This is a genomic window from Afipia sp. GW822-FHT03D08 (assembly GCF_058801645.1).
In genome coordinates this window covers 476,859-500,318 of record NZ_JBXANK010000002.1, presented here as the reverse complement: position 1 = coordinate 500,318, position 23,460 = coordinate 476,859, and the positions used below count along the sequence as shown (strand labels likewise).

Genomic DNA, 23,460 nt, shown 5'->3' with positions numbered 1-23,460 from the left:
TGGAAATGTCGGGACAAACCACGTTGAATGCCTCGCAGGCCGATGTCTGGGCGGCGTTAAACGACCCCGTCATCCTTCGTCAGGCCATCCCCGGCTGCGAAACGCTTGATATGACGTCGGAGACGGAATTCGCGGCTTCGGTTGTTCTGAAAGTCGGGCCCATCAAGGCCAAGTTTCTTGGACGCGTTACACTATCCGATATCGCCCCTCCGGAAGGCTATACCATCACTGGCCAGGGGCAAGGTGGGATCGCCGGGTTTGCCGAGGGCGGCGCGACTGTCAGGCTGGAAGCGCTGGATTCGGCGCATACGGTCCTCCACTATGACGTCCAGGCAAAGGTCGGCGGTAAGATTGCGCAGCTTGGCGCGCGGCTGATCGATTCAACGGCGAAAAAGCTCGCCGGACAATTCTTCGACCGGTTTGGAGAACTGGTCAGCGGCAATCCGGAACAATCCGAGAATGACAAAGCATTGAAGCGGGCGTCGATCTAGTCGTCTGCGGGAGGAAGTCTTGGCTGATATCGAAGTCACGGTTGACGACAAGATTGCGGTCGTCAGGCTGAACAGGCCCGCCGAGCGCAACGCCATGACGCTTGCGATGTGGCAGGAGATGGCTCGACTCTTCGGAAAACTCGGCGCAGACCCGGACGTCCGAGTGATTATTCTGACTGGAACTGGCGGCAACTTCAGCGTCGGTGCTGACGTCTCGGAGTTCGGCACGGTTCGGTCGAACGTCGAAGAAAGCGCTGCCTATGAGGCGGCGGTGGATGCTTCATCCGACGCTATCGCGGGTGTGCCGAAGCCGGTCATTGCGGTGATCGAGGGGTATTGCCTTGGCGGCGGATGCCACCTGTCGATGGCGTGCGATTTTCGCTTCACGCATATGAATGCGTCGATCGGCATTCCGGCCGCAAAGCTTTCGATCGTTTATGGTATTCGCAGCACGCAGCGGCTGTTGTCGCTGGTCGGCCTCACCAGCGCAAAGCGTATCCTTTACGGCGCCGAGCGATTTGACGCGCGTGAAGCCGAAAAGATGGGCTTTGCCGATCGCGTATCGAGCGATCCGATGGGTGATGCCAAGGGTTTCGCGGCGAATATCGCAACGCTCGCACCATTGTCGATAACCGGAGCGAAGCTGATTTTGACGGGTCTTGCGATGGGGGCCGGTGACCTCGACGCGAGGGCGGCACAAAGTTTCATCGACCGCGTTTCCGCAAGCGATGATTATAAAGAGGGCCGCAAAGCTTTCGCCGAGAAACGTCCACCCGCATTCAAGGGATGCTGAGCAGATGAAGCCGGCTGCCTTCGATTATGTCGTCGCCGATAGCGTGGAATCCGCTGTGGCCTCGCTTGCAGCCGCGGGCGGCGATGGCAAGATCATTGCAGGCGGTCAAAGTCTCGTGCCGATGCTCAACTTTCGCCTGCTTCGGCCCTCTGTGCTGGTGGACATTAATCGTATTCCGGGTCTGGCAGGCATAGAGGATTGCGGGAAGTCGATCAGGATCGGCGCTTTGACGCGTCACGTCTCTCTTGAAACGTCGGGCATCGTTTCTGAGTATTTTCCGGTGTTGCACGAAGCGATGACCTTCGTTGCGCACCTGGCCATCCGTAATCGCGGCACCATTGGCGGTAGCCTGTCTCATGCTGATCCAGCCGCCGAGCTGCCGATGATGTCCCTGCTTCTCAATGCGAAGCTAGGAATCGCGTCGAGTGCTGGCCGGCGGACTGTTGATCCCGCGGAATTCTTCCTTGGCGCGCTTACCACGGATCTTGGTGATGACGATCTTCTGACCGACATTGAATTTCCCAAATTGCCCCCGCAAACCGGATGGGGCTTCGAGGAAGTTGCGCGGCGCTCCGGCGATTTTGCGCTCGCATGTGTTGCTGCCACCGTCTCCATAGCCGATGGCGTGATCGGAGAAGTGCGGATTGGGATGATGGGGGTCGGCGAGACCGCATTGCGGGCAACTGATGCCGAGCATCTCCTTGCCGGTCAGAAATTGTCCGATGAATTGCTGGATGAAGCCGTCGCATCGATTAGAGTAGCGGTTGAGCCGAATTCTGATTTGCATGCATCGTCGGATTATCGCCGTCATCTCGTCGGCGTTCTGGCGCGTCGCGCACTCACTGCCGCGTGGCAGCGTGCAGGGGGAATGGCCACATGACCATCTCTCGCGATGTCAAGGTGACGGTGAATGGCGTTGTGCACGAGAAAAGCGTGGAGCCTCGGTTGCTCTTGGCGGATTTCCTGCGGAATACGCTTGGTTTGACCGGAACTCACATCGGCTGCGAGCACGGAGTTTGCGGCGCATGTACCATCATTGTGAACGGCGACAGCGTGCGCTCATGCCTGTTGCTGGCAGTACAGATGGATGGTTGTGAAATCGAGACAGTCGAAGGCCTCGGGACCATCCACAATATGGGTGTAATCCAGGAGGCTTTCCGGGAGCATCACGCCTTGCAGTGCGGGTTTTGTACGCCAGGGATGCTGATCACAGCAAAAGATCTGATCGCCAAGCATCCGCTCGCAACGGATGACGATATCCGCGAAGGACTATCGGGAAACCTTTGTCGCTGTACCGGATATGAAAATATCGTGCGCGCCGTGCGATCCGCATCGGATGCGTTGAAGGAGAAGATGCCATGAAGATGCATGTTCTGTCCGGTGGCCGTCTTCGTATGAAGAAGAGTACTTACTTTCCGGACGCGGACCGATCCGAAATGATCGATCTGCCAGTGTCCTGCATGCTGATGCGGCATGTCCAAGGCAATGTGCTGTTTGATACGGGCTGTCATCCGCAAGTGGCTGAAAACCCCGAGGCGCGGCTGGGTGGGCTTGCAAAATTCATGACCCCCATTATGCCGCCCGGCGAACATGTTCTTAGCGGTCTCAAAGCCGTCGGGCTCGGCCCCGACGATGTGGATGTTGTGGTTTGTTCGCATTTCCATACGGACCACTGCGGCTGCAATGAGTTCTTCAAGAAGGCGACGATCTTTGTTCATGCGCTTGAGCTTGAGGCGGCGAAAGCGCCGGATGCGATAAGCAGCGGCTACCTCGCGATCGACTGGGATCATCCGATCCCCATGAATGTCATTGCCGGGCAAACGGATATTTTCGGGGACGGAAAGATCACCTTGATCCCTCTGCCGGGCCATACGCCAGGAACGATAGGTGCGCTGGTCAAGCTGGATCGCAGCGGAGAATTCCTTTTGACCTCCGACGCGGTGAGTGTTCGCGCCAATCTCGATAACGATACCGTTCCGCGCAATACGAAAAATGCCGAACTATTTTTGAAGTCGTTCGCAGAAGTCCGCAAGATCGAATCCGGCGGCGCGACCGTTATATGCAGTCATGACAGCGCGCAGTGGGATCAATTGCGCAAAGGTCCGCACGCATATGACTGAGAAAGTCCGACCAGGAAAGGACATGCATAACGTCGGAGATGATCTCGCAACGCGTCCAAAGATGGTCGGCGCGCGTGTGAGACGTACTGAAGATCCGCGCCTTTTGACGGGAAACGGCAATTACGTTGACGATCGACAGTCCGCGGGAATGCTTCATGTCGCGTTCCGGCGAAGCGATCATTCACACGCTCGCATCGTTTCGATCAACTGTGAGGCGGCCCGCCGGTCTCCGGGTGTGATCGGGATATTCACCGGCGCGGACCTTGAAGGTCGAATCAAGCCGCTTCTCGCAACGTCGCGGATGGCGAACTATCACGCGACCCCGCTTGTCGCGCTCGCTCAGGGCAAGGTTCGCTATGTCGGGGAACCCGTCGTCGCGGTCGTCGCGGAAAGCCGGTATCTCGCAGAAGATGCGATTGAGCTGATCGAGATCGATTTTGAGGCTCTGCCCGTTGTCATAGATCCTGAAGCCGCCGTGCAGCCGGATGCTCCGCTGTTGCATAAAGAAATTGGGACAAATGTTTTGCTCTCGCGCGAATTCAAGCGCGGGGACGTCGATGCCGAGATGGAGAATGCCGTTGTTCGGGTCTCGGGCCGCTTCCGGATGCGGCGCAAGACGCCGCTTGCAATGGAGAATCGCTCCTACGTCGCCGAATACTCGGCGGGGCAGGATGCACTTACGTTGTATTCGGCGACACAGATTCCCGGGATCATCCGTGACGCGCTCTCGGAAGCCCTCGACATGCCAGGTAACCGGCTGCGTGTGATCGCGCCGGATGTTGGCGGTGGTTTCGGCGGAAAAGCTTCGCTTTATCCAGAGGAACTCTTTGTGACATTTGCCGCGCGTCATCTTGGCCGAGCGGTGAAGTGGACAAGCGATCGTCTTGAAGACCTTGCTTCGACCAGCCAGGGGTTCGACGAGATTATCGATGCCGAACTCGGTTTTGACAAAGCCGGCTTTGCGGTTGCGCTTCGGGCGGATGTCATCGGCGACGTCGGAGCGTATTCGATTTATCCATGGACGGCCGTACTCGAGCCCGTTCAGGTGGTCAGCTTCCTACCGGGGCCATACAAAATCCAGCATTATCGCGGCCGCGTGCGTGGGGTCGCGACCTCAAAGCCGCCGATGGGGCCGTATCGTGGTGTCGGGCGCCCGGCATCGACGTTCGTGACCGAGCGCCTGATGGACATGGCGGCGCGCAAGTTTAATGTCGATCCAAAACTGCTTCGGCTGAAAAACATGATTCAGCCGGATGAGTTTCCGCACAAGATCGGGTCGGGAATCGTATGGGATCAGTGCAGCTTTACGGAGTGCCTTGAAGCGGCGTGCCAGACAATTGGCTACGCCACGTTGCGAGAGCGTCAGGTCAAGGCTCGGGCCGAGGGGCGCTGGTTCGGCATCGGTATGGCATGTTACGCGGAGCTCACGGGAATTGGCTCGCGTATTTCCGTTGCGCCGGGCATGCCGATCAATACAGGAACTGAAACCGCCAAAATACTGATCGATTCTACCGGTGCTGTGACGGTTGCTGTCGGCACGGCGGCGCACGGACAGGGACACGAAACCACGTTTGCCCAGGTCGTTGCAGAGCATCTTGGAGCGCGGTTACAGGACATCCGCGTCATTCACGGAGATAGCGCCGCGGTTCCGAATGCTACGGGCTCCTACGCGAGCCGGAGCGCGGTGCTTGCCGGCGGCGCCGCGACGCTCGCGGCCCAAGATGTCAAGGAGAAGGTGCTACGCGCCGCATCTCATTTGCTGGAAGCGTCGGTTGCGGATCTGACGATCGAGGATGGCAGGATCGCAGTCGCGGGTACCGACCGGGCGATGACATTTCGAGAGCTTGCACGCGCGGTTTATTCGGAGATGGGACGCATTCCCAGCGACCAACGTGAGGAATTGTCGTCGACAAAGACCTATGATCCGGTGTTTGGCACAGCGGCTACGGCGGCTCACGTCGCGGTATTGGAGATCGATCCAGAAACCTATCAGGTGAAGCTGGAGCGATTCCTCGTCGCTGAGGACTGCGGCAAGCTTATCAATCCGATGATCGTCGATGGCCAGGTTCATGGCGGTGTGGCGCAGGGCATCGGTGCCGCGCTCTATGAGGAAGTCATCTACAACGATGAAGGCCAGAACGTAACGGCTAGTCTCGTTGACTACGTGGTTCCCTCGGCAAGCGAGGTTCCTTCGATCGACGTCGTGCATATCGAGGCCGCTTCAAAAACCACGCTGGGTGGTTTCCGCGGGATGGGCGAGGGGGGCACAATCGGAGCCCCGGCGGCTGTCGCTAATGCCATTTCAGATGCATTGGCTTCGCTCAATATCGATGTCTTTGAACTTCCGGTGACGCCGGAAAGATTGTTTCGCCTGATCGAAAACGCAAAAGCACACTCTTGAGGAGCAAGAAAAATGGATATGCAGTTGAAGGGGAAGGTGGCTCTGGTCACTGGCGGCGCGCGCGACGTGGGGCGCGAGATAGCGCTCAGCCTTGCTGCGGAAGGCGCTATGGTCGCCGTCAACTATAATGGATCGCGTAGCAGCGCCGAGGCTGTGGTGGCCGAGATCGAGAAGTCTGGCGGCAAGGCCAAGGCTTACAAGGCCGATGTCGCCAATTTCGATGAAGTGAACACCATGGTTACCTCGATTGCCTCGGATTTTGGCGGCCTCAATATTGTCGTGAATAACGCAGGCGTTGCGCTCCGGAATCGTTTCATCGACTCGACTCCCGAGGAGTGGCAGAAGCAGATCAACATCTGTCTTTATGGCGCGATCCATATCTCGAAAGCGGCGGCACCTCATCTCGAGAGAGCTGGTGACGGCCGGATCATTGCGCTGGTTGGCGATTCGTCTCGGGTCGGAGAATCCGGACTTGCGATCGTTGCCGCCGCACGTGCCGGTGTCATCGCGTTGATGAAGTCGCTGGCTCGTGAATTCGGACGTTTCGGAACTACCGCAAACACTATCTCGCTCGGTTTGATCGAAACCCCTCATGATCTTGAATGGGTCAATGCCAATCGCGACAAACTCACCAAGCTTTATCCTTTGCGCCGTCTTGGCTTTCCGTCGGACATCGCGCCCATGGTGACTCTGCTGTCGTCGAAGCACGGCGGATGGATAACTGGACAGACTGTCAGCATCAGCGGCGGGTTCAGTATGGTTTGACGGAAAGCGACACGGGAGAGCAAATATGCTGCACACCGATTTGATAGCGCCGATTCCGGTGTTGCTCCAACGCCATGCAACGGATCGTGGATCGAAGATCGCCTATCGTGATGCGTCATCGAAGGTGACTTACGCTGAGCTCGCAACACGCACAGGTAATCTTGCCGGACACCTTGCGGACAACGGAATTCAGGCTGGCGATAAAGTCGCGATCTTTCTTCCGAATTCGGTGGCATGGATTGAGAGCTGCCTGGCGATCAATCGCGCGGGCGCGATTAGCGTGCCGATCAGCTATGAAGCTACCGAATCGGAGATTCTGTATCGATTGCAGGATGCAGATTGCTCTGGCGTCATCACCACGGACGAGCAAGCGTCGTTAGTTGCAAGATTGCAGCAGCAATTGCCGGCTCTGGGTGTCAATGTCTTTGTTAGCCAGGGTGCGCAGCGGGGTGAGGGATTGCGTTACGAGGACCTCGCGGCATCAGCACCAAGGTCGCAGCCGAAGGATCCGATCGAGATCGAGCAACCCGCATTCATTATCTATACATCCGGCACTACCGGCCGGGCCAAGGGCGTTGTTCTCTCGGTCCATAGTATGCTGTGGGTGACCGCAGCGTGCTGGGTACCGATCGCGGGGCTTTCGGAAAGGGACGTCGTGCTTTCGCCGCTGCCTTTGTTTCACTCGTATGCGCTGAATTTGTCGGTTCTCAGCATTCTTGCCGCGGGAGCGACCGAATACATCATGGATAAGTATTCGACGACCGAGGCGGTGCGTCTGTTAAAGACGGGCGAGTTCACCCTCTTTCCGGGCGTGCCGACAATGTTTCACTATTTTCTGGAAGCGACCAAGGCGGAGTCAGATCTGAGAATTCCGGGTTTGCGGCTCAGCGTGTCAGCCGGTGCCATCATGCCCGCTACGCTCAATCGGGAGTTTGAATCTCGTTTCGGGATCAAGCTGCTGGACGGTTATGGGATTACCGAAACATCAACAATGGTGACGATGAATTGGCAAACCGGGACGCGGGTGATGGGGTCTTGCGGCCTGCCGCTTGGAGGTCTCGCCGTCCGGATTGTTTCGCCGGCAACCGGTGACGATGTCGCGATCGGCGAGGAAGGCGAACTGATCGTACGCGGACCCAACCTTATGAGCGGCTATCACAACAAGCCGCAGGAGACCGCGTCCGCGCTCCGCAAGGGCTGGTATCACACAGGCGACCTTGCCAAGAGTGATCGCGATGGATTTCTCACCATCACCGGACGCTTGAAGGAATTGATCATTCGTGGCGGCCAGAACATCGCGCCGGCTGAAATTGAGGAAGTCGTCAATACGATCGAGAATGTGGTCGACAGCGCGGTGGTTGGAATTCCCCATGAGCATTTAGGCGAGGTGCCGGCATTGTTCGTTGTTGCCAGGACGGGCACGAATGTAGGAACCAAGGACATCCTCGATCATTGCCGTGGGCATCTGTCGTCCTACAAGGTTCCGTTCTCGGTTCATTTCGTGGACGAGATTCCGCGCACGGGATCGGGTAAGATTATCCGGTTTAAATTGCGCGAAACGCTCGTCACACCCGTTAACAAGGCATCATAAAATGGCTTCGAAACTGACCCTGAAAGACGCTTCTCTTCTGCGAGACGCCTGCTTTATCGGTGGCGAGTGGGTTGCCGCGGACGGCGGCGGCACGATCAAGGTCGACAATCCGGCGAATGGCGATCTGGTTGGCAGCGTCCCCAACATGGGCGCCGGCGAAACCAGGCGCGCGATTGAACTGGCAAATGCCGCGCTTCCAGCGTGGCGGGCAAAGACCGCTAAGGAGCGTTCAGCAATTCTGCGCAAGTGGTTCGACCTGATGATTGCCAATCAGGATGATCTTGCAGCCATCATGACGGCCGAACAGGGCAAGCCGTTGGCGGAGAGCAAGGGCGAGATCGCCTATGCGGCGAGTTTTATCGAGTGGTTCGCAGAGGAGGGTAAGCGCATTTACGGGGATACGATTCCGCCTTTCACTTCGGATCGACGCATCGTTGTTCTGAAGCAGCCTATCGGTGTATGCGCTGCGATTACGCCGTGGAATTTCCCAGCCGCAATGATCACCCGCAAGGCGGGACCGGCGCTTGCGGCAGGCTGCACGATGGTAGTGAAACCAGCCAGCCAGACGCCGCTCTCTGCACTGGCCCTGGCCGTACTTGCCGAAAGGGCGGGCGTGCCGAAGGGCGTATTCTCCGTGGTGACGGGATCGGCCTCTGCGATCGGTGGCGAGATGACGTCCAATCCGATCGTGCGCAAGGTCACCTTCACGGGCTCGACCGAGATTGGCAAGAAACTGATGGAGCAGAGCGCGTCCACCGTGAAACGAACGTCGATGGAACTCGGCGGCAATGCGCCGTTCATTGTGTTCGACGACGCGGACATCGATGCTGCCGTAAAGGGGGCGATGGCGTCAAAGTATCGCAATGCCGGGCAGACCTGCGTCTGCGTGAATCGTATTTTCGCGCAGGACAAGATTTACGACGCATTCGTTGAAAAGTTATCGCAGGCGGTTCGTGGTCTGAAGGTCGGAGACGGGTTTGGTGAGGGTGTCACCATTGGACCGCTGATCAACATGGCTGCGGTCGAGAAGGTCGAAGAGCATATTGCCGACGCGACCGGCAAGGGTGCCAAGGTGGCGGTGGGCGGTAAGCGTCATGCTCTCGGGCGGACCTTTTACGAGCCGACAGTGCTGACCGGCACGACGCCGGATATGCTGATCTTTCGTGAGGAGACGTTCGGTCCGGTCGCACCTGTGTTCAGGTTCAAGACTGAAGAAGAGGCTATCCGCCTCGCCAACGACACGGAGTTCGGGTTGGCCGCCTATTTCTACGGCCGCGATATCGGCCGGGTATGGCGCGTCGCCGAGGCGCTTGAGTACGGCATGGTCGGCATCAACGAAGGCATCATCTCAACCGAGGTCGCCCCCTTCGGCGGTGTCAAGGAAAGCGGCAATGGCCGCGAGGGCTCCAAGTACGGCATCGAGGATTATCTCGAAATCAAGTACCTCTGTATGGGCGGAATCTGACAGTCGCTCATTCCAAACGCGACACTTCAAGAGGGGCAGCATCGACAGCGGAAAGGCCGCAGGTTAACAATTCCCGCAAGTAGAGATCACGGCCTGTCCTAGCCCACGGGGAGTTGTATGCCAGTTGTTCTTGATCCGGATGCAGCCGCTGTTCTTGACGCTTTCCGTGAAGCTCGCCGCCCGCCGTATGAAACGCTTTCTCCGGCTGAAGCCCGCCAGATGTATCTGGCGAGTCGCGTTGTTTCCAATCCCGAACCGCCCCGCATTGCATCGGCGGAATCGATAACGATACCTGGGCCGGGTGGAGCGATTCCCGCGCGCCTCTACAAGCCCCTGACCTTGAGACAGGCAAAGGGACTGTCACCGTGCCTTGTCTTTTTTCACGGTGGGGGCTGGGTCATCGGCAATCTCGATTCCCATGATGTGGTCTGCCGCACGCTTGCCGATGAGGGGCAGCTCATTGTGGTGTCGATCGACTATCGGCTCGCACCAGAGCACAAATTTCCCGCGGCGGTCGATGATGCCATTGCCGCGACGGAGTGGATTTCTGCGAACGCTCGTGAGTTGAAGATAGACCAGACCCGGTTGATGGTGGGCGGCGACAGTGCCGGCGGTAACCTCGCTGCAATCGTAGCCATCAATGCGCGGGTTGCAGGCCCGAAAATCGCCGGTCAGGTTCTGATCTACCCTGCGACCGATTTTTCAATGAGCCATCCCTCTCACAGGGAGCCTGAGACCGACGCCTTGCTGACGCATTCCGTGGTCCGCTGGTTTCGCGAGCACTATCTGAGCAATGAAGCCGACTCCGGAGATTGGCGGGCTTCTCCGGCGGTCGTGGAGCAGCTTGAAGGTTTGCCTCCTGCAATTGTGCTGACGGCCGGAGCTGATCCGTTGCGCGACGAAGGCGACGAGTTCGCCAGGCGGCTCAGTGATGCGGGCGTGCCGGTCGCGCACCGGACATATCCCGGTCAATTCCACGGCTTTATCACCATGGGCAAACTCCTTCCCAAGGCGAATGACGCGCTGCGCGAAATCGGCAACTGGCTGAAGGCCCTGGGATAACCCACGCCGGCTTTGCGCCGGCCTCTGCATGGCTGCCCTGCCGCAGGACTTTGCTGACGATCTCGCTGCGGAGACTACGAATGGTCTCAAGCAGATGCGCGCGGTACGTCGGCTGCGATTCTGGCTTTAGAGACATCGGCCGTTCTCCGACGCGCGGTTCGCGGAGATAATGACTTGCAAAATGCAAGTCATTATCTATTCTGAGCGAAACGGAGCGGAAATTTCAGCTCCTGCCAAAAAATCACGGAGGAATGGGCTGGTGAAGCTTGCAACATGCCGTCTGAATGACAAGGAACGCGTCGCGATTGTGCATCACGGCGACACGAGTTTGTTCGATATCGCTGCGGCCTCTTCACGCGCGGGAAATGCCAACCCGGTATTCAATTCCATGATCGCGCTGATTGACGGCGGCGAGGCTGCGCTCGATCAGGCGAGAGAATTGTTCGAGCGTTATGGCCGCGACGCGGATCTGTCGACGGCTGTCTCCGGTGCCGAAATCCTGGCGCCTCTTCCGGAGCCGCGTCAGATGCGGGACGGCATGTCGTTTCCGCTGCACATCCGCCAGTCGCCTCGCGGCCAACTGAAGCTTAAGGCCCGCGCGGAAGGCAACAAAGCCGAATTGGCCCGCCTCGAAGCAGAGCCATTGCCCGAACTTCCTGAAATCTACCGCAAGCAGCCGATTTACTACATCACCAATCGATTCAGTGTGAAGGGCACCAACACGACCGTCAAATGGCCGCGCTACAGCAAGGTCATGGACTATGAGCTTGAATTCGGCGTCGTCACCAAGGGCAAGGGTGCGAACATCTCGGCTGCAAAGGCACGGGATCATATTTTCGGCTATACGATCTTCAACGACTTTTCTGCTCGCGATGCCCAGCGTGTCGAGATGGAAGGCCGGCTCGGCCCTGCAAAGGGTAAAAGCTTCGATGGCGGCAATGTGCTCGGGCCGTGGATCGTTACGCCCGATGAAATCGGCGATCCCTACAAGCTGAATATGGAAGTTCGCGTCAATGGAGAGGTTCGCTCCAAAGGTGTGAGCGATGGCATGCTCTTCTCGTTTGAAGAGATCATCCAGCATGTCACCCAGGACGAGACTTTGATGCCGGGCGAGTTCATCGGCTCCGGTACGGTCGGCAATGGCTGCGGCCTCGAACTTGGCTGGTTCCTTGAGCATGGGGACGAGATTGAGCTCGAGGTTCAGAACATCGGCGTGCTGAAGAACCGCGTCGAGCGGCAGGATGGCTGACCTGCGTCAATCTAAACTTGCAAACTGAAAGTCGTTAGCTAGGCTTGATTTATCAAAGGCATCGGCGCGGATGAATGCGCCTGCGAAAAACGGGAGAGTCGTCTTGTCTGAGGATGCACTGGTTACGCGCGAACAGCGCGGCAATATCTCAATACTGACCATGGTTTATCGGCCCTATAATTTGTTGGGCCCCAAGCTCATCAACGCCATTGTTGAAAAAGTTGAAGAAGCGCAGAAAAACGGCAGCCGTGCGATCGTGATCCGCAGCGGCTTGCGGCATTTTTCCGCGGGCGCCGATCTCGACATCTTCGACAAGCGTGTTTCGGAAGGCAGCGGCGATCAGACCAACGAGAATCGGCGGCTCACCGGTGTTGAATTCCTTCGGTTCATGGAATTACTGCCGATCCCGCTGATCGCCAGCGTGCACGGTGTCTGCCTTGGCGGCGGGCTCGAACTCGCATTGAGCTGCGACTACATCATTGCGGCGTCGTCGGCGAAGATCGGTTCGGTGGAGGCGACGCTTGGGCTTCATCCGCTGCTGGGTGGAATCCAGCGTCAGGTCCAGCGCATCGGCGCACAGCGCGCCAAGGAAATGTCCATGCTGGCGCGGCGCTACGATGCGCCGACCTTGGAGAAATGGGGCTTGATCAATCTCACCGTGCCTGAGGAGTCGCTGGAAAGCGCGACGATGTCGGTTGCGGAAGAGTTCGCGCAGGGGCCGACATTGGCTCACGCGGCCACCAAGCAGCTCGTGCATGTTGCAGTCAATGAAGGCGTTGACGCTGCTGACGAGGCCATGGCCCGTATTCAGGCGCCGATCTGGTCATCCGAGGATCTCAAGGCCGGTCTTGCATCCTTCCGCAAGAACGGTCCGGGTCTCGCCAAATTCGCGGGGCGCTGACATGAGTGGCCCTCTTAGCGGAATCCGCATCGTCGATTTCTCCCGCGTGCTGGCGGGTCCCTTGTGTGCACGTACGTTGCAGGACCTCGGTGCCGAGGTCATCAAGATCGAACCGCCGAGCCCCGATGTGTCGCGCTTTGCGTTTCCATCGACGGATGGCATGTCGGGCTATTACGCCCAGCAGAACGCCGGAAAACGCAACGTCAGCATCAATCTGAATCTGCCGGGCGCGTATGAGCTGGTGCTTAAGCTGTGTGACACGGCGGACATTGTGGTCGAAAACTTTCGCGCGGGAACGCTCGGCTTCTTCGGCCTCGATTACGAAACGTTGTCGAAGCGCAATCCGCGCTTGATCTATGCGTCCATCACAGGCTATGGCCAGAGTGGCCCGTGGCGCAGCCGCATGGCCTACGCACCGACGGTGCAGGCCGAGGCGGGATTCACGCACAACAGCGTGCGGCACTACGGCGAAGCGCTTGCGGAGCCGCGCACCGACAGCCTGTCGCATGCCGACGTCTACACCGGGCTCCAAGCGGTCATCGCCATTCTCGCCGCGCTCAACAGCCGTCAGAAGTCGGGTAAGGGCCAATACATCGATGTGGCCATGGCGGCAACGCTGCTGGCGATCAATGAGCGTGCCCATCTCGATATGTCCGATGACGATATCGGCGCGGAGCCCGCGATCCTTGGCGCAACGGATTGCTCGTTTTTCACCGGGCCGAACGGTGAGCATTTCACGGTGGCGACCAGCATCGTCGGAAGCCGCACGTTTCCGTCATGGCTGCGCGCTATGCGGAGGGTCGATCTGATGGACGATCCGCGGTTCTCGTCGGCCGCGGCCCGCCGTCTGAATTTCGGTGCGTTGCATCAAATCATCCAGTCGTGGATGCTGACGTTCCCCGACATGGCGACCCTCGATGCACAATTCGATGAAGCCAAGATCGCGATGGGCGAGATCCGCTCGACCAAGGATCTCATCAAATCGGAGTGGAGTGAATACTGGGGTGCAGTCCAACATGTGTCGGATCGTAACGGTGGCGAATATCGTCTGCCGGGCCGGCCGTGGCATTTCTCCGGCGATGAGCTGACGCCGATCGGAACACCGGCTTTCCAGGGTGAGCACAACTATGCGGTGTTCAGAGAACTCGGCATCCCCGAGTCGGAATTGAAGCGTCTGGCAGAGGCAGGTGTGCTCGTTTCGCATCCTCGCGCATCGCAGCCGGAGCCGTCTGTAAAGGCGAAGGAATCCGGCCAGGCGGCCTGATTAATCCTGTTTCACGGATCGAGATCGTCGGCCGCGCGTCATGCGCGGCCGAAACGGGAAATTGTGTCTGGAGGACGCCGAGATGCGCGCAATCACATCCATGGCCTGTGCAATGGCGATTGCCATACTCGCCTGCGGCGATGCCAGCGCCGCGGAGAAGAAATACGATACCGGCGCAACCGACAGGTAGATGATCTTGCCCCCATAAAATCCATGCAACTCCGCCGCTTGGTGGGAGAACGGTGGCAGCCGTTCGGCCCTGTCATCGACGCTACTTCCGGTCCTTGACAGTGCGGGGCAGCAAGACATCGAGGCGGTTCAAAACCCTACTAAATGCGGGCAGGAGGGTGCTGGACAGACGAACATAGGCCTCCGATATTGTGCGGCGGCAAGATTCGAGGATTGAAAGACCTGCAATGGCCGATGTGAAGCGAAGCCGTAATGCCAATAAGGAGTGTTCGGTGGCTCGCGCCATGGAAGCTGTGGGAGACCGGTGGTCGATCCTGCTGCTGCGCGAGGCCTATTACGGCGTCAAGCGCTTCGATGAATTCCAATACTATATCGGAATAGCTCCGAACATTCTCAGTACCCGCCTGAAGAAACTCGTCGACGCCGGGATCATGACCCGTGTTCCTCTGCCTGAACATGCCGGCCGATATGAGTATGTATTGACGGAAAAGGGCCGGGATTTCTTTCCGACCTATCTGGCGCTTAAAAAATGGGGTGACGACTGGCTAGCCGAGCCTGCGGGACCGCAGGTCGTTTTCCACGACCGGTCCAATGGGCAGGAGGTGCAGTATCCCCAATTGCTGACTGCGCGCGGTAAACCGCTCCATCTTGAAGATATCGAGATTGTTGCCGGCTCCGGTGCCGTCCCGTTTAACCGGAAGAGATTTGGTGCGGCCGCTGCTAGTCCCGCGGCTGACCGGGGCAGGACAGCCGCAAAGCCCCGTGGCTCATCTTCGAGACGGAAGAGCAAATAGACCGCGTGCGACCCCATTGCGGGTCACACACATCTGCGATCATGCGGTCCCGGCCAGCGACGTCAGCGCCCTTGCGACCTCAGTCTTGACGAGGTGTTGGCGATACTCTGCTGATGCATAGTGATCGGACAGACATGGGGCTTGCTCACTCGCAAGCCGCGCGGCTGCTTCGATCGTTTCTCGCCCAAGGGCTTTACCGGCCAGATACCCAGTTGCCGTATCGGCCGCGAAGGCGTGACCAGTCGCGCCGGTGATCCCGATGGCGATGTTCGAGACGACGCCATCATTCAGGGATGCGGCGACCGCAATGCCGACCACGGCATAGCCGCTCGCAGGATGCCGGATCTTGCGGTACCTGAACTGAGTTCCGGTTTCAGGATGCGGAATATGGACCGCCACCAGAACTTCGTCAGTTTCAAGCGCAGTTGTGAATATGTCGACGAAGAAATCTGCTGCGCCGATGCGCCGGGAGCCGCTGGGACCTGCGATCTCCAGTTCTGCCTTCAGCGCGATAACGACGGCTGGCCAGTCGGCCGCGGGATCAGCGTTGGCCAGCGAACCGCCGAGGGTGCCGCGATTGCGCACCTGGGGGTCGGCGATGATGTCCGCGGCCTGACGGAAGATCGGCAGTACGTCGTGCAACTCCCGAGATGCCAGGAGTTCAGCATGTTTGGTCAGCGCCCCGATCCTGATCCCGTCACTAACCTCGATTCCTTTCAGTTCTGCGATGCTTCCGATATCGATCAGCAACGCCGGCGATGCCAGCCGCAGCTTCAATGTCGGGATCAGCGTATGGCCCCCGGCAACGAGCTTCGTGCCATCGGGGTCCTTCTGCAACAGGCCGATCACCTCAGAGAGCGAAGTCGCGCGGACGTAGTCGAAGGATGCCGGGATCATTGAGTTACTCCTGCGCGTGCCTGTTGAACCGCGGACCAGATACGCGGTGGCGTCATCGGCATATCCAAATGCAAAATTTCGAACGGCGACAGTGCGTCGAGCACCGCGTGAACCATGCATGGCGGGGCTGCGATGGACCCGCTTTCGCCAACACCCTTGACGCCGATCGGGTTGGTTGGAGACGGCGTCTCCTGAAACGATGACCGTATATTGGGAACATGCTCCGCGCGCGGAACTGCATAGTCCAGCAATGAGCCGGTCATCAATTGCCCCGTGTCAGGATCGTAACTGACCTCTTCGTACAGAGCCTGGGCGATGCCCTGCACAACGCCACCATGAATTTGTCCGGCTGCAAGCAGGGGATTGATGATCGTGCCGACATCGTCCACCGCGACATAGTCGAGGATATCGACCATGCCGGTTTCAGGATCGACTTCGATATAGGCCATATGGATTCCAGAAGGCGATCCCATACCAGCCGGATCGTAAAACGTCGTTTCGTCAAGACCCGGCTCCATACCGTCAGGCAGCTTGTGACCGACATAGGCCATGCGGGCGATCTTGCCGAAGCTGAGTGGTGCGATGTCTGTACCCGGCACGCTGAATTCCCCGGCCCGGTACGAAACGTCCTTTTCGTCGACCTCCAGCACGCTTGCTGCGATCTTCCGGGCTTTGGCGACGATGCGTTGCGATGTGACGTGAACGCTCGATCCGCCGACTGCCATGGAGCGGGAATTGAAAGTGCCGTGGCCGGCCTGAACCTGCCGCGTATCGCCCTGCACGATGTCGATGCTTTCGATCGGAATCTGAAGAACGTCTGCCGCGATCTGGGCAAGTGACGTGTTGTGGCCGTGGCCCTGGCTCATGGAGCCGGAGAAGATCGTGGCGCGCCCGCTCGAGTCGATGCTTACACGGGCGCTTTCCCAGCCTCCGCGATTGAATCCCATCAATGACAAGCGGCGCGATGGGGCCATGCCGCACATATGAGTGTAAGCGGCGACGCCAATGCCGCGATAACGGCCTTGACTGCGCAACTGATCGCGTTCGGCGATCCTCTCATCGTACTTGAAAACCTCCAGAGCTTTTGCCAGCAAGCCCTGGTAGTTGCCGCTGTCGTAGATAACAGCCGGTCCATTATAAGGCCGATGAGGGAAGTCGGCGCGCTGAATGAAATTCCGTTTGCGCACTTCGACCTGATCGAGCTTCAGATGACGTGCGACCGCGTCGATGGCACGCTCCGCGATGTATCCGCCTTCGGGGCGGCCATAACCGCGGTAGGCATCGACCGGCACGGTATTGGTGACAACGACCCGGGAGAATGCCTCGTAGTTGTCGATCTTATACGTACCCGTGCCGAAGTTGACCGTGTTTACCGTGGGGCCGCCGGACGCCATATTCGATAGATAGGCACCGACGTTGCCGAGCGTTTCAACTCTCAGTCCGAGTATCTTTCCATCGTTGCGGAATGCAACCTCGATGGTCTCGGTATGGGCGCGCCCGTGGTTGGTGGATTGATGGCTCTCCGAGCGGGACTCCCACCATTTCACCGGCACGCCGAGCTGGCGCGCAAGATAAGGGCAGAGCAGTTCCTCGGGATAAAGATGCATCTTTGCGCCGAACCCGCCGCCGATGTCCGGCGCGACGATCCGGAGCTGGTGCTCAGGAATGCGGACGGTATCGGCGATCCAGCGCCTGTGCATGTGAGGGACCTGACTCTGGATGTTGACGGTCAGCGTTCCGTCGACGTTCGGCTCCGCAAGGATGGAGCGCGTCTCCATACAGGTGGGTATCAGGCGGTTATTGATCACACGAAGCTTGATCACGTGGTCCGCTTCGTTGGCGGCCTTCTTGTAGTCACCACCGCCAATCTTGTAGAGCGTCGTAATGTTCTTTGGTACGTTGTCATGAAGCTGCGGCGCACCCTCGCGGATGGCGGCCTCTTCATCGATAACGGCAGGGAGCGTCTCGTAATCAACTTCGATCAATCCGACAGCGTCGTGAGCCAGGGCCTGCGTTTCGGCGACGACGACCGCAACGCATTCACCGACGAAGCGGACGCGATCCACCGCAACAACCGGACGATCTGGGACCTTGGTCCCCGGAATGACCCAGTTGGGTTCTATCGAGCCCATTTTTCCGACGAGGTCAGCACCGGACAAAACAAGATGAACACCTGGCGCGCTCTGAGCCGTAGAAAGATCAACATGCTTGATGACGGCATGGGCATGCGGCGAGCGGAGAATCGCCATGTGGAGCATGCCTGGCGACTTCATATCGTCCGTATAGCGCCCCTTACCGGTAATGAACTTGAAGTCTTCGCGTCGCCGCAACGGCTGACCCATGTACCTGATGGTGGCTGCTTCAGTCATGATGATGTGCTCCCGCTGCAAGCGATTCAACCGCCCGCACGATGTTGTGGTAGCCGGTGCAGCGGCAAATGTTGCCTGTGAGGTTGTGGCGGATTTCGTCTTCCGTGGGATTCGGGTGTTGCTTGAGCAACTGGCGAACGCTCATGATCATTCCCGGCGTGCAGAAACCGCATTGCAGGGCGTGATGTTCGTGAAACGCCGCTTGAATGGGATGCAGTGCGCCGCCAGCCGGTGCTAGGCCCTCGATCGTCGTGATGGACGACCCATCGGCCATCACAGCGAGAACGGTGCAGGATTTGACCGCTTGTCCATCGATATCGACGGTGCATGCGCCGCACTGCGAGGTGTCACAGCCGACATGTGTGCCGGTCAGATTCAGATCGTCCCGAAGCAGATGGACCAGCAGTTTGCGCGCCTCCACCGAGGCGGTGTGGCGTATACCGTTGACGGTCAACGTCACCGTGTGTTGTTTTTCGTTGGTCTCTGGCACTTGTTCCTCCGATATACGCGTTGCCGTTCGACGGCTGTTTGATTGGGCGGATACCGCCGCTGCCTCAGGAGAAGCTGATGTTCGCTATATCGATAGCGACGGCTACAGGTGCAGGGACCGCAGTGCCATCCGGGTTGCGGCGCAGCGCGCGCCGAAGCTTGCTCATGGTTGCCGTCCCTAGACCGCTTTTGCGATGTCGTTGTTTTCGCGTCGTCTCAGTCCGGTCCCGAGGAGACTGGACGGTCAGTTACTCTAATGATAAGAGTTACTAGGAGGCAAGTACTTTTATGAAGTCAAAAGGCTTTGAGGGAATGGCGTGCTCGATCGCCGGCGTATTGGCCGCGATCGGCGATCGATGGGCCGTGCTGATTTTGCGCGACCTCTCATTCGGTCTGAGCAAGTATGAGGATTTGCGCCGCTCGACCGGAGTGACCAACGCGACGCTGTCCGATCGGCTCAAGCACCTCGAAGAAAACGCGTTGATTGAGCGCCGCCGCTATCAGGTGAACCCAGAGCGCTACGAATACATTCTGACTCGAAAGGGCAGGGACACGATCCTGCTGACCCAGGCGCTGGTTCAGGTGGGGGACAAGTGGGAGGTGTCCGGAAGGGCTGGGCCGCCGCTCAAGTTTACCAATCGAAAGACCGGCGGGGCCGTGACGCTTGCGATGGTTGATCAGGACACCGGCGAAATCGTTCAACTGAACGACTTGCAGCCGCAACCGGGTCCCGGGGCTGACGATCTCGTCCGGTGGCGCCTGACCTATCTGCGCAGCTAAGCAGGTGCGTTACGCGCCGAGATCGCTGATTGAAATTGCTCACATTGGACCGCGATAATGCTGTGCGTTAGCTCGGACAAAATCTATGCATTGCAAAAATGAGCACAAAAAATATGCATTCGATCATCTCTGTATGCAATTCGAGCGAGTTGCAAATAGGGGGCTGTCACTTCTTGATCCTTGAAATCCATCAATAATACAGCATCTTAGTCGGGTTTTAGTATCTTCTTAAGATTTGGCATGAAGCTTGCGAAGTCATCTCCAGCGAAGTCTCAACGCGTTGGAGAACATCATGAAGCGTCGCGATTTTCTGAAGACGGTCACCGGAGCAGCGGCGGGTGCAGCGATACCGGGACCGGCGATTTGGTCTGCCGCAAAGGCGGACGCGCGGTCTGAAACGCTGCTGATCGTATCCGAAAGCGGCCCCAACAATCTGGATATCCACGGTGTCGGCACCAATGTGCCTGGATACGAAGTATCCTGGAATTGCTACGACCGCCTCATCACCCATGAGATGAAGACCGGCGCCAACGGCGTTCCGTATTACGACCGCGACAAGTTCAAGCCTGAACTGGCTGAGGACATGAACGTCGGCGATATGTCGGTGACATTCAAACTGAAGAAAAAGGCAACCTTTCACGACGGCGCGCCGGTGACGGCAAAGGATGTGAAATGGTCGCTTGATCGTGCCGTGAGCGTCGGTGGCTTCCCGACTTTTCAGATGAGCGCAGGCTCGCTCACCAAGCCCGAGCAGTTCGTTGTCGTCGACGACAATACGGTGCGCGTGGATTTCGCGAAGAAGGATCGCCTCACGATTCCTGATCTCGCGGTGATCGTTCCCTGCATCGTCAATTCCGAGCTGGTGAAGAAAAGCGCGACCGAGAAAGATCCGTGGGGCCTCGAATACACCAAACAGAACACCGCGGGCTCCGGCGCCTATCAAGTCAAGAGCTGGACCGCCGGCACCGAAGTGGTGATGGAGCGCAACGAAAACTGGGTCGGCGGACCGATGCCGAAGATCAAGCGCGTTATATGGCGCATGGTCCCGCAGTCCGGCAACCGGCGGGCACTGCTGGAACGCGGCGATGCCGACATTTCCTATGATCTGCCCAACAAGGACTTCGTCGAGCTGAAGGATTCCGGCAAGCTCAACATTGTATCGACGCCATACTCAAACGGCGTTCAGTACATCGGCATGAACGTCACCCAGCCGCCGTTCGACAATCCGAAGGTGCGCCAGGCCGTCGCCTATGCGCTGCCTTACCAGAAGATTATGGATGCAGTGTTGTTCGGGCTCGCGAAGCCAATGTTCGGCGGCACCGGCGGGACGGAAGTCGCTTGGCCCCAGCCGCACAAGTTCAACACCGACATCGCAAAGGCCAAAGCTCTCCTCGCGGAGGCTGGTTACCCGAACGGCTTTGAAACCACGCTGTCGTTCGATCTCGGTTTTGCCGGTGTCAACGAGCCGCTTTGCATTCTGGTTCAGGAAAGCCTCGGCCAGATCGGCATCAAGACTACCATCAACAAGATCCCCGGCGCCAACTGGCGTACAGAGCTAAACAAGAAGGTGCTGCCGCTTTATACCAACGTATTCTCCGGATGGCTCGACTATCCCGAGTACTTCTTCATCTGGTGCTACAGCGGCAAGAATTCGATCTTCAACACGATGAGTTACAAATCGCAGGAGATGGACAAGTTCATCAACGGCGCAGTCGATGCCGCCGCGGTCGGCGACACGCCAACCTACGAAAAAGACGTAAGGGGCTTTGTCGATCTCGCCTACACGGACATTCCGCGCATTCCGCTGTATCAGCCCTACGTCAACGTCGCGATGCAGAAGAATGTCTCGGGCTATCAGTACTGGTTCCATCGCCGTCTCGATTATCGCGCACTGGTGAAGGCGTAACGGTCAGGGCGGGGACGTTCCATGCTCGGCATGATCGGAAAAAGGCTGGCGTTTGCGATCCCGAGTTTGATCGGGGTCGTGATTGTTACGTTTCTTCTGACCCGCGCGTTGCCGGGAGATCCGGCGGCTTATTTCGCAGGACCTGCGGCGACCAAGGAGGCCATTGAGCAAATTCGCAAGAAGCTCGGTCTCGACAAGCCGCTGATCGAGCAGTTTGTGCGCTACACTGTAGATTTGTCGAAAGGCGATTTCGGGAATTCGCTCACCACCGGCCAGCCGGTCGCAACGGAAATCCGCAATCGGCTGCCCGCGTCAGCAGAATTGACCCTGACCGGGTTGCTGATTGCCGTGTCGATTGCGATTCCGCTGGGTATTTTGGCTGCGACGCGGCCGGGCTCATGGATCGATCATCTCTGTCGCGTCCTGACAACGGCCGGCGTATCGCTACCGGTGTTTTTCACGGGTCTGGTGCTTGTCTATGTGTTCTATTTCAAGCTTGGCTGGTCACCGGCGCCACTCGGGCGTTTGGATGTGTTTGCCAGCGCGCCGCCTGCGGTTACCGGATTTTACCTGATAGACAGCTTGCTCGCACGAAACTTTGAGACGTTTCGTTCGGCGCTGAGTCAGTTGATCCTGCCCGCGGCTACGCTCGCGATCTTCTCACTCGCGCCGATTGCACGCATGACCCGCGCCTCGATGCTGGCCGTTCTGGCGTCGGATTTTGTCCGAACCGCGCGGGCAAGCGGATTATCTCCGTCCAAGGTCATTGTCACTTACGCGTTTCGCAATGCGATGCTGCCGGTGATTACCACGCTAAGCATGGTGTTCTCATTCCTCCTCGGTGCCAACGTGCTGGTGGAGAAAGTTTTCGCGTGGCCCGGTATCGGCTCCTACGCGGTTGAGGCGTTGATCTCGTCTGATTTCGCGCCGGTACAGGGCTTCGTTCTGACGATGGCAGTCATGTATGTGCTGCTTAACCTGGTCATCGACATTCTTTATGGCGTCATCGATCCGCGCGTGAGGTTGGAAGGATGAGCACTGTCGCACCCGTTGCCGAAATCGCATCAACCACCCAGGCCTCCGGCTTTAAGGCCACGCTCCAGCACGCACGATACATCCTGGGTGAGAACCTCGTCACGGCATTCGCCTTCGGACTTCTTGTTCTGATTGTTTTTGCGGCGGTGTTCGGTCCCTCGATCGTACCTTACGATCCGCTGGCCAGTAATACTGCCCAGGCGTTGAAACCGCCCTCGGCGGCACACTGGTTCGGCACCGACCAGCTCGGGCGTGACATCCTGAGCCGGGTGATTGTTGCGACCCGGCTCGACTTCTTCATCGCAGCCGCTTCAGTGGTGCTTGTGTTCTTCATGGGCGGCATTGCGGGAATTGCTGCAGGCTATTTCGGTGGATGGACCGATCGCATTGTGGGACGTATCGCCGACACCATCATGGCGTTTCCGCTATTCGTGCTTGCGATGGGCATCGTCGCTGCACTCGGCAACACAGTGCAGAATATCATTATTGCAACGGCAATCGTGAACTTCCCGCTCTACGTGCGCGTGGCGCGTGCCGAAGCCAACGTCCGCCGTGATGCGGGTTTTGTGCAAGCGGCCAGATTGTCCGGCAATGGCGAGTATCGAATCCTGCTCGGGCACATTTTGCCCAACATCATGCCGATCATGATCGTCCAGATGTCGCTGACTATGGGATACGCGATCCTCAACGCCGCGGGCCTCTCCTTTATCGGGCTTGGTGTGCGTCCGCCGACGGCGGAGTGGGGGATCATGGTTGCTGAAGGCGCGACTTTCATGGTCTCGGGGGAATGGTGGATCGCATTCTTTCCCGGTCTCGCGCTGATGATCGCGGTGTTCTGCTTCAATCTGCTCGGCGACGGACTGCGCGACATCGTCGATCCGCAGCGGAGGACATAACGG

Annotated in this window: 21 protein-coding genes; 18 read left to right on the top strand and 3 right to left on the bottom strand. The window is 58.3% G+C overall.

The features are described from left to right. The first annotated feature begins 5 nt into the window (after positions 1-5). The 14 genes from AC1RM7_RS17295 (at position 6) to AC1RM7_RS17230 (ending at position 15,085) form a co-directional block, all read left to right on the top strand. Positions 6-491, top strand: a complete 486-nt coding sequence (locus AC1RM7_RS17295) for an SRPBCC family protein (protein WP_492943896.1) — start codon at positions 6-8, stop codon at positions 489-491. A 19-nt stretch (positions 492-510) separates the two neighbouring features. After that, the gene (locus AC1RM7_RS17290; RefSeq protein ID WP_024919781.1) at positions 511-1,284 is read left to right on the top strand and encodes an enoyl-CoA hydratase-related protein; all 774 of its coding nucleotides are present in this window, start codon (positions 511-513) and stop codon (positions 1,282-1,284) included. A 4-nt stretch (positions 1,285-1,288) separates the two neighbouring features. After that, positions 1,289-2,164: an FAD binding domain-containing protein gene (locus tag AC1RM7_RS17285; RefSeq protein WP_006019524.1), complete on the top strand. Its 876-nt coding sequence runs from the start codon at positions 1,289-1,291 to the stop codon at positions 2,162-2,164. Further along, positions 2,161-2,646 (top strand): (2Fe-2S)-binding protein, encoded by a 486-nt coding sequence (locus AC1RM7_RS17280; RefSeq protein ID WP_006019525.1) that lies wholly within the window; start codon positions 2,161-2,163, stop codon positions 2,644-2,646. The genes AC1RM7_RS17285 and AC1RM7_RS17280 overlap by 4 nt, the downstream gene beginning before the upstream one ends. Then, positions 2,643-3,404, top strand: a complete 762-nt coding sequence (locus AC1RM7_RS17275) for an N-acyl homoserine lactonase family protein (RefSeq protein ID WP_024919780.1) — start codon at positions 2,643-2,645, stop codon at positions 3,402-3,404. Before AC1RM7_RS17280 ends, AC1RM7_RS17275 begins: the two co-directional genes overlap by 4 nt. Continuing rightward, the gene (locus tag AC1RM7_RS17270; protein ID WP_343299551.1) at positions 3,352-5,805 is read left to right on the top strand and encodes a xanthine dehydrogenase family protein molybdopterin-binding subunit; all 2,454 of its coding nucleotides are present in this window, start codon (positions 3,352-3,354) and stop codon (positions 5,803-5,805) included. Before AC1RM7_RS17275 ends, AC1RM7_RS17270 begins: the two co-directional genes overlap by 53 nt. A 12-nt stretch (positions 5,806-5,817) precedes the next feature. Further along, positions 5,818-6,570: an SDR family NAD(P)-dependent oxidoreductase gene (locus AC1RM7_RS17265; RefSeq protein WP_024919778.1), complete on the top strand. Its 753-nt coding sequence runs from the start codon at positions 5,818-5,820 to the stop codon at positions 6,568-6,570. Positions 6,571-6,595: 25 nt separating this feature from the next. Next, positions 6,596-8,161, top strand: a complete 1,566-nt coding sequence (locus AC1RM7_RS17260; protein ID WP_492839137.1) for a class I adenylate-forming enzyme family protein — start codon at positions 6,596-6,598, stop codon at positions 8,159-8,161. 1 nt (position 8,162) lies between these two features. After that, positions 8,163-9,626, top strand: a complete 1,464-nt coding sequence (gene gabD, locus AC1RM7_RS17255) for an NADP-dependent succinate-semialdehyde dehydrogenase (protein WP_024919776.1) — start codon at positions 8,163-8,165, stop codon at positions 9,624-9,626. Positions 9,627-9,743: 117 nt separating this feature from the next. Beyond that, positions 9,744-10,688, top strand: a complete 945-nt coding sequence (lipP1, locus tag AC1RM7_RS17250) for a LipP1 family hormone-sensitive lipase (protein WP_024919775.1) — start codon at positions 9,744-9,746, stop codon at positions 10,686-10,688. A 259-nt stretch (positions 10,689-10,947) separates the two neighbouring features. Then, positions 10,948-11,937, top strand: a complete 990-nt coding sequence (locus AC1RM7_RS17245) for a fumarylacetoacetate hydrolase family protein (RefSeq protein ID WP_024919774.1) — start codon at positions 10,948-10,950, stop codon at positions 11,935-11,937. 103 nt (positions 11,938-12,040) lie between these two features. Continuing rightward, positions 12,041-12,838 carry an enoyl-CoA hydratase/isomerase family protein gene (locus AC1RM7_RS17240; protein ID WP_244434452.1) on the top strand — a complete coding sequence of 266 codons (798 nt, stop codon included), beginning with the start codon at positions 12,041-12,043 and terminating at the stop codon, positions 12,836-12,838. 1 nt (position 12,839) lies between these two features. Continuing rightward, positions 12,840-14,102, top strand: coding sequence for a CaiB/BaiF CoA transferase family protein (locus AC1RM7_RS17235; protein ID WP_006019534.1), 1,263 nt, complete (start codon positions 12,840-12,842; stop codon positions 14,100-14,102). A gap of 416 nt (positions 14,103-14,518) precedes the next feature. Further along, positions 14,519-15,085, top strand: coding sequence for a winged helix-turn-helix transcriptional regulator (locus AC1RM7_RS17230; RefSeq protein ID WP_024919771.1), 567 nt, complete (start codon positions 14,519-14,521; stop codon positions 15,083-15,085). A gap of 39 nt (positions 15,086-15,124) precedes the next feature. Here the strand turns inward: AC1RM7_RS17230 and AC1RM7_RS17225 are convergent, their stop codons facing one another. From AC1RM7_RS17225 to AC1RM7_RS17215, 3 genes are read right to left on the bottom strand one after another with little or no spacing between them, the layout of a single operon-like run. After that, entirely contained in the window at positions 15,125-15,982 is an 858-nt protein-coding gene (locus AC1RM7_RS17225; RefSeq protein ID WP_024919770.1) for an FAD binding domain-containing protein, read from the bottom strand. Further along, positions 15,979-18,351, bottom strand: a complete 2,373-nt coding sequence (locus tag AC1RM7_RS17220; protein WP_024919769.1) for a xanthine dehydrogenase family protein molybdopterin-binding subunit — start codon at positions 18,349-18,351, stop codon at positions 15,979-15,981. The genes AC1RM7_RS17225 and AC1RM7_RS17220 overlap by 4 nt, the downstream gene beginning before the upstream one ends. Then, positions 18,344-18,841 carry a (2Fe-2S)-binding protein gene (locus AC1RM7_RS17215; protein WP_024919768.1) on the bottom strand — a complete coding sequence of 166 codons (498 nt, stop codon included), beginning with the start codon at positions 18,839-18,841 and terminating at the stop codon, positions 18,344-18,346. Before AC1RM7_RS17215 ends, AC1RM7_RS17220 begins: the two co-directional genes overlap by 8 nt. Before the next feature lie 287 nt (positions 18,842-19,128). On the opposite strand from AC1RM7_RS17215, the gene AC1RM7_RS17210 reads away from it, so the two are divergent. The 4 genes from AC1RM7_RS17210 (at position 19,129) to AC1RM7_RS17195 (ending at position 23,457) form a co-directional block, all read left to right on the top strand. Next, positions 19,129-19,620: a winged helix-turn-helix transcriptional regulator gene (locus AC1RM7_RS17210; RefSeq protein WP_024919767.1), complete on the top strand. Its 492-nt coding sequence runs from the start codon at positions 19,129-19,131 to the stop codon at positions 19,618-19,620. A gap of 292 nt (positions 19,621-19,912) precedes the next feature. Next, on the top strand, positions 19,913-21,526 hold the full coding sequence (locus tag AC1RM7_RS17205) for an ABC transporter substrate-binding protein (RefSeq protein WP_024919766.1): 1,614 nt from the start codon (positions 19,913-19,915) through the stop codon (positions 21,524-21,526). Positions 21,527-21,547: 21 nt separating this feature from the next. After that, positions 21,548-22,561: an ABC transporter permease gene (locus tag AC1RM7_RS17200; RefSeq protein WP_006019542.1), complete on the top strand. Its 1,014-nt coding sequence runs from the start codon at positions 21,548-21,550 to the stop codon at positions 22,559-22,561. Next, entirely contained in the window at positions 22,558-23,457 is a 900-nt protein-coding gene (locus AC1RM7_RS17195; protein WP_006019543.1) for an ABC transporter permease, read from the top strand. Before AC1RM7_RS17200 ends, AC1RM7_RS17195 begins: the two co-directional genes overlap by 4 nt. Positions 23,458-23,460 lie beyond the last annotated feature (3 nt).

Excerpts from the sequence above, each read along its gene's own strand:
- AC1RM7_RS17220 (WP_024919769.1), bottom strand. The coding sequence starts at position 18,351 with ATGACTGAAGCAGCCACCATCAGGTACATGGGTCAGCCGTTGCGGCGA.
- AC1RM7_RS17270 (WP_343299551.1), top strand. The coding sequence starts at position 3,352 with ATGACAGCGCGCAGTGGGATCAATTGCGCAAAGGTCCGCACGCATATG.
- lipP1 (WP_024919775.1), top strand. The coding sequence starts at position 9,744 with ATGCCAGTTGTTCTTGATCCGGATGCAGCCGCTGTTCTTGACGCTTTC.
- AC1RM7_RS17285 (WP_006019524.1), top strand. The coding sequence starts at position 1,289 with ATGAAGCCGGCTGCCTTCGATTATGTCGTCGCCGATAGCGTGGAATCC.
- AC1RM7_RS17295 (WP_492943896.1), top strand. The coding sequence starts at position 6 with ATGTCGGGACAAACCACGTTGAATGCCTCGCAGGCCGATGTCTGGGCG.
- AC1RM7_RS17265 (WP_024919778.1), top strand. The coding sequence starts at position 5,818 with ATGGATATGCAGTTGAAGGGGAAGGTGGCTCTGGTCACTGGCGGCGCG.
- AC1RM7_RS17230 (WP_024919771.1), top strand. The coding sequence starts at position 14,519 with ATGGCCGATGTGAAGCGAAGCCGTAATGCCAATAAGGAGTGTTCGGTG.
- AC1RM7_RS17200 (WP_006019542.1), top strand. The coding sequence starts at position 21,548 with ATGCTCGGCATGATCGGAAAAAGGCTGGCGTTTGCGATCCCGAGTTTG.
- AC1RM7_RS17225 (WP_024919770.1), bottom strand. The coding sequence starts at position 15,982 with ATGATCCCGGCATCCTTCGACTACGTCCGCGCGACTTCGCTCTCTGAG.
- AC1RM7_RS17280 (WP_006019525.1), top strand. The coding sequence starts at position 2,161 with ATGACCATCTCTCGCGATGTCAAGGTGACGGTGAATGGCGTTGTGCAC.
- AC1RM7_RS17205 (WP_024919766.1), top strand. The coding sequence starts at position 19,913 with ATGAAGCGTCGCGATTTTCTGAAGACGGTCACCGGAGCAGCGGCGGGT.
- AC1RM7_RS17275 (WP_024919780.1), top strand. The coding sequence starts at position 2,643 with ATGAAGATGCATGTTCTGTCCGGTGGCCGTCTTCGTATGAAGAAGAGT.
- gabD (WP_024919776.1), top strand. The coding sequence starts at position 8,163 with ATGGCTTCGAAACTGACCCTGAAAGACGCTTCTCTTCTGCGAGACGCC.
- AC1RM7_RS17235 (WP_006019534.1), top strand. The coding sequence starts at position 12,840 with ATGAGTGGCCCTCTTAGCGGAATCCGCATCGTCGATTTCTCCCGCGTG.
- AC1RM7_RS17195 (WP_006019543.1), top strand. The coding sequence starts at position 22,558 with ATGAGCACTGTCGCACCCGTTGCCGAAATCGCATCAACCACCCAGGCC.
- AC1RM7_RS17260 (WP_492839137.1), top strand. The coding sequence starts at position 6,596 with ATGCTGCACACCGATTTGATAGCGCCGATTCCGGTGTTGCTCCAACGC.
- AC1RM7_RS17210 (WP_024919767.1), top strand. The coding sequence starts at position 19,129 with ATGAAGTCAAAAGGCTTTGAGGGAATGGCGTGCTCGATCGCCGGCGTA.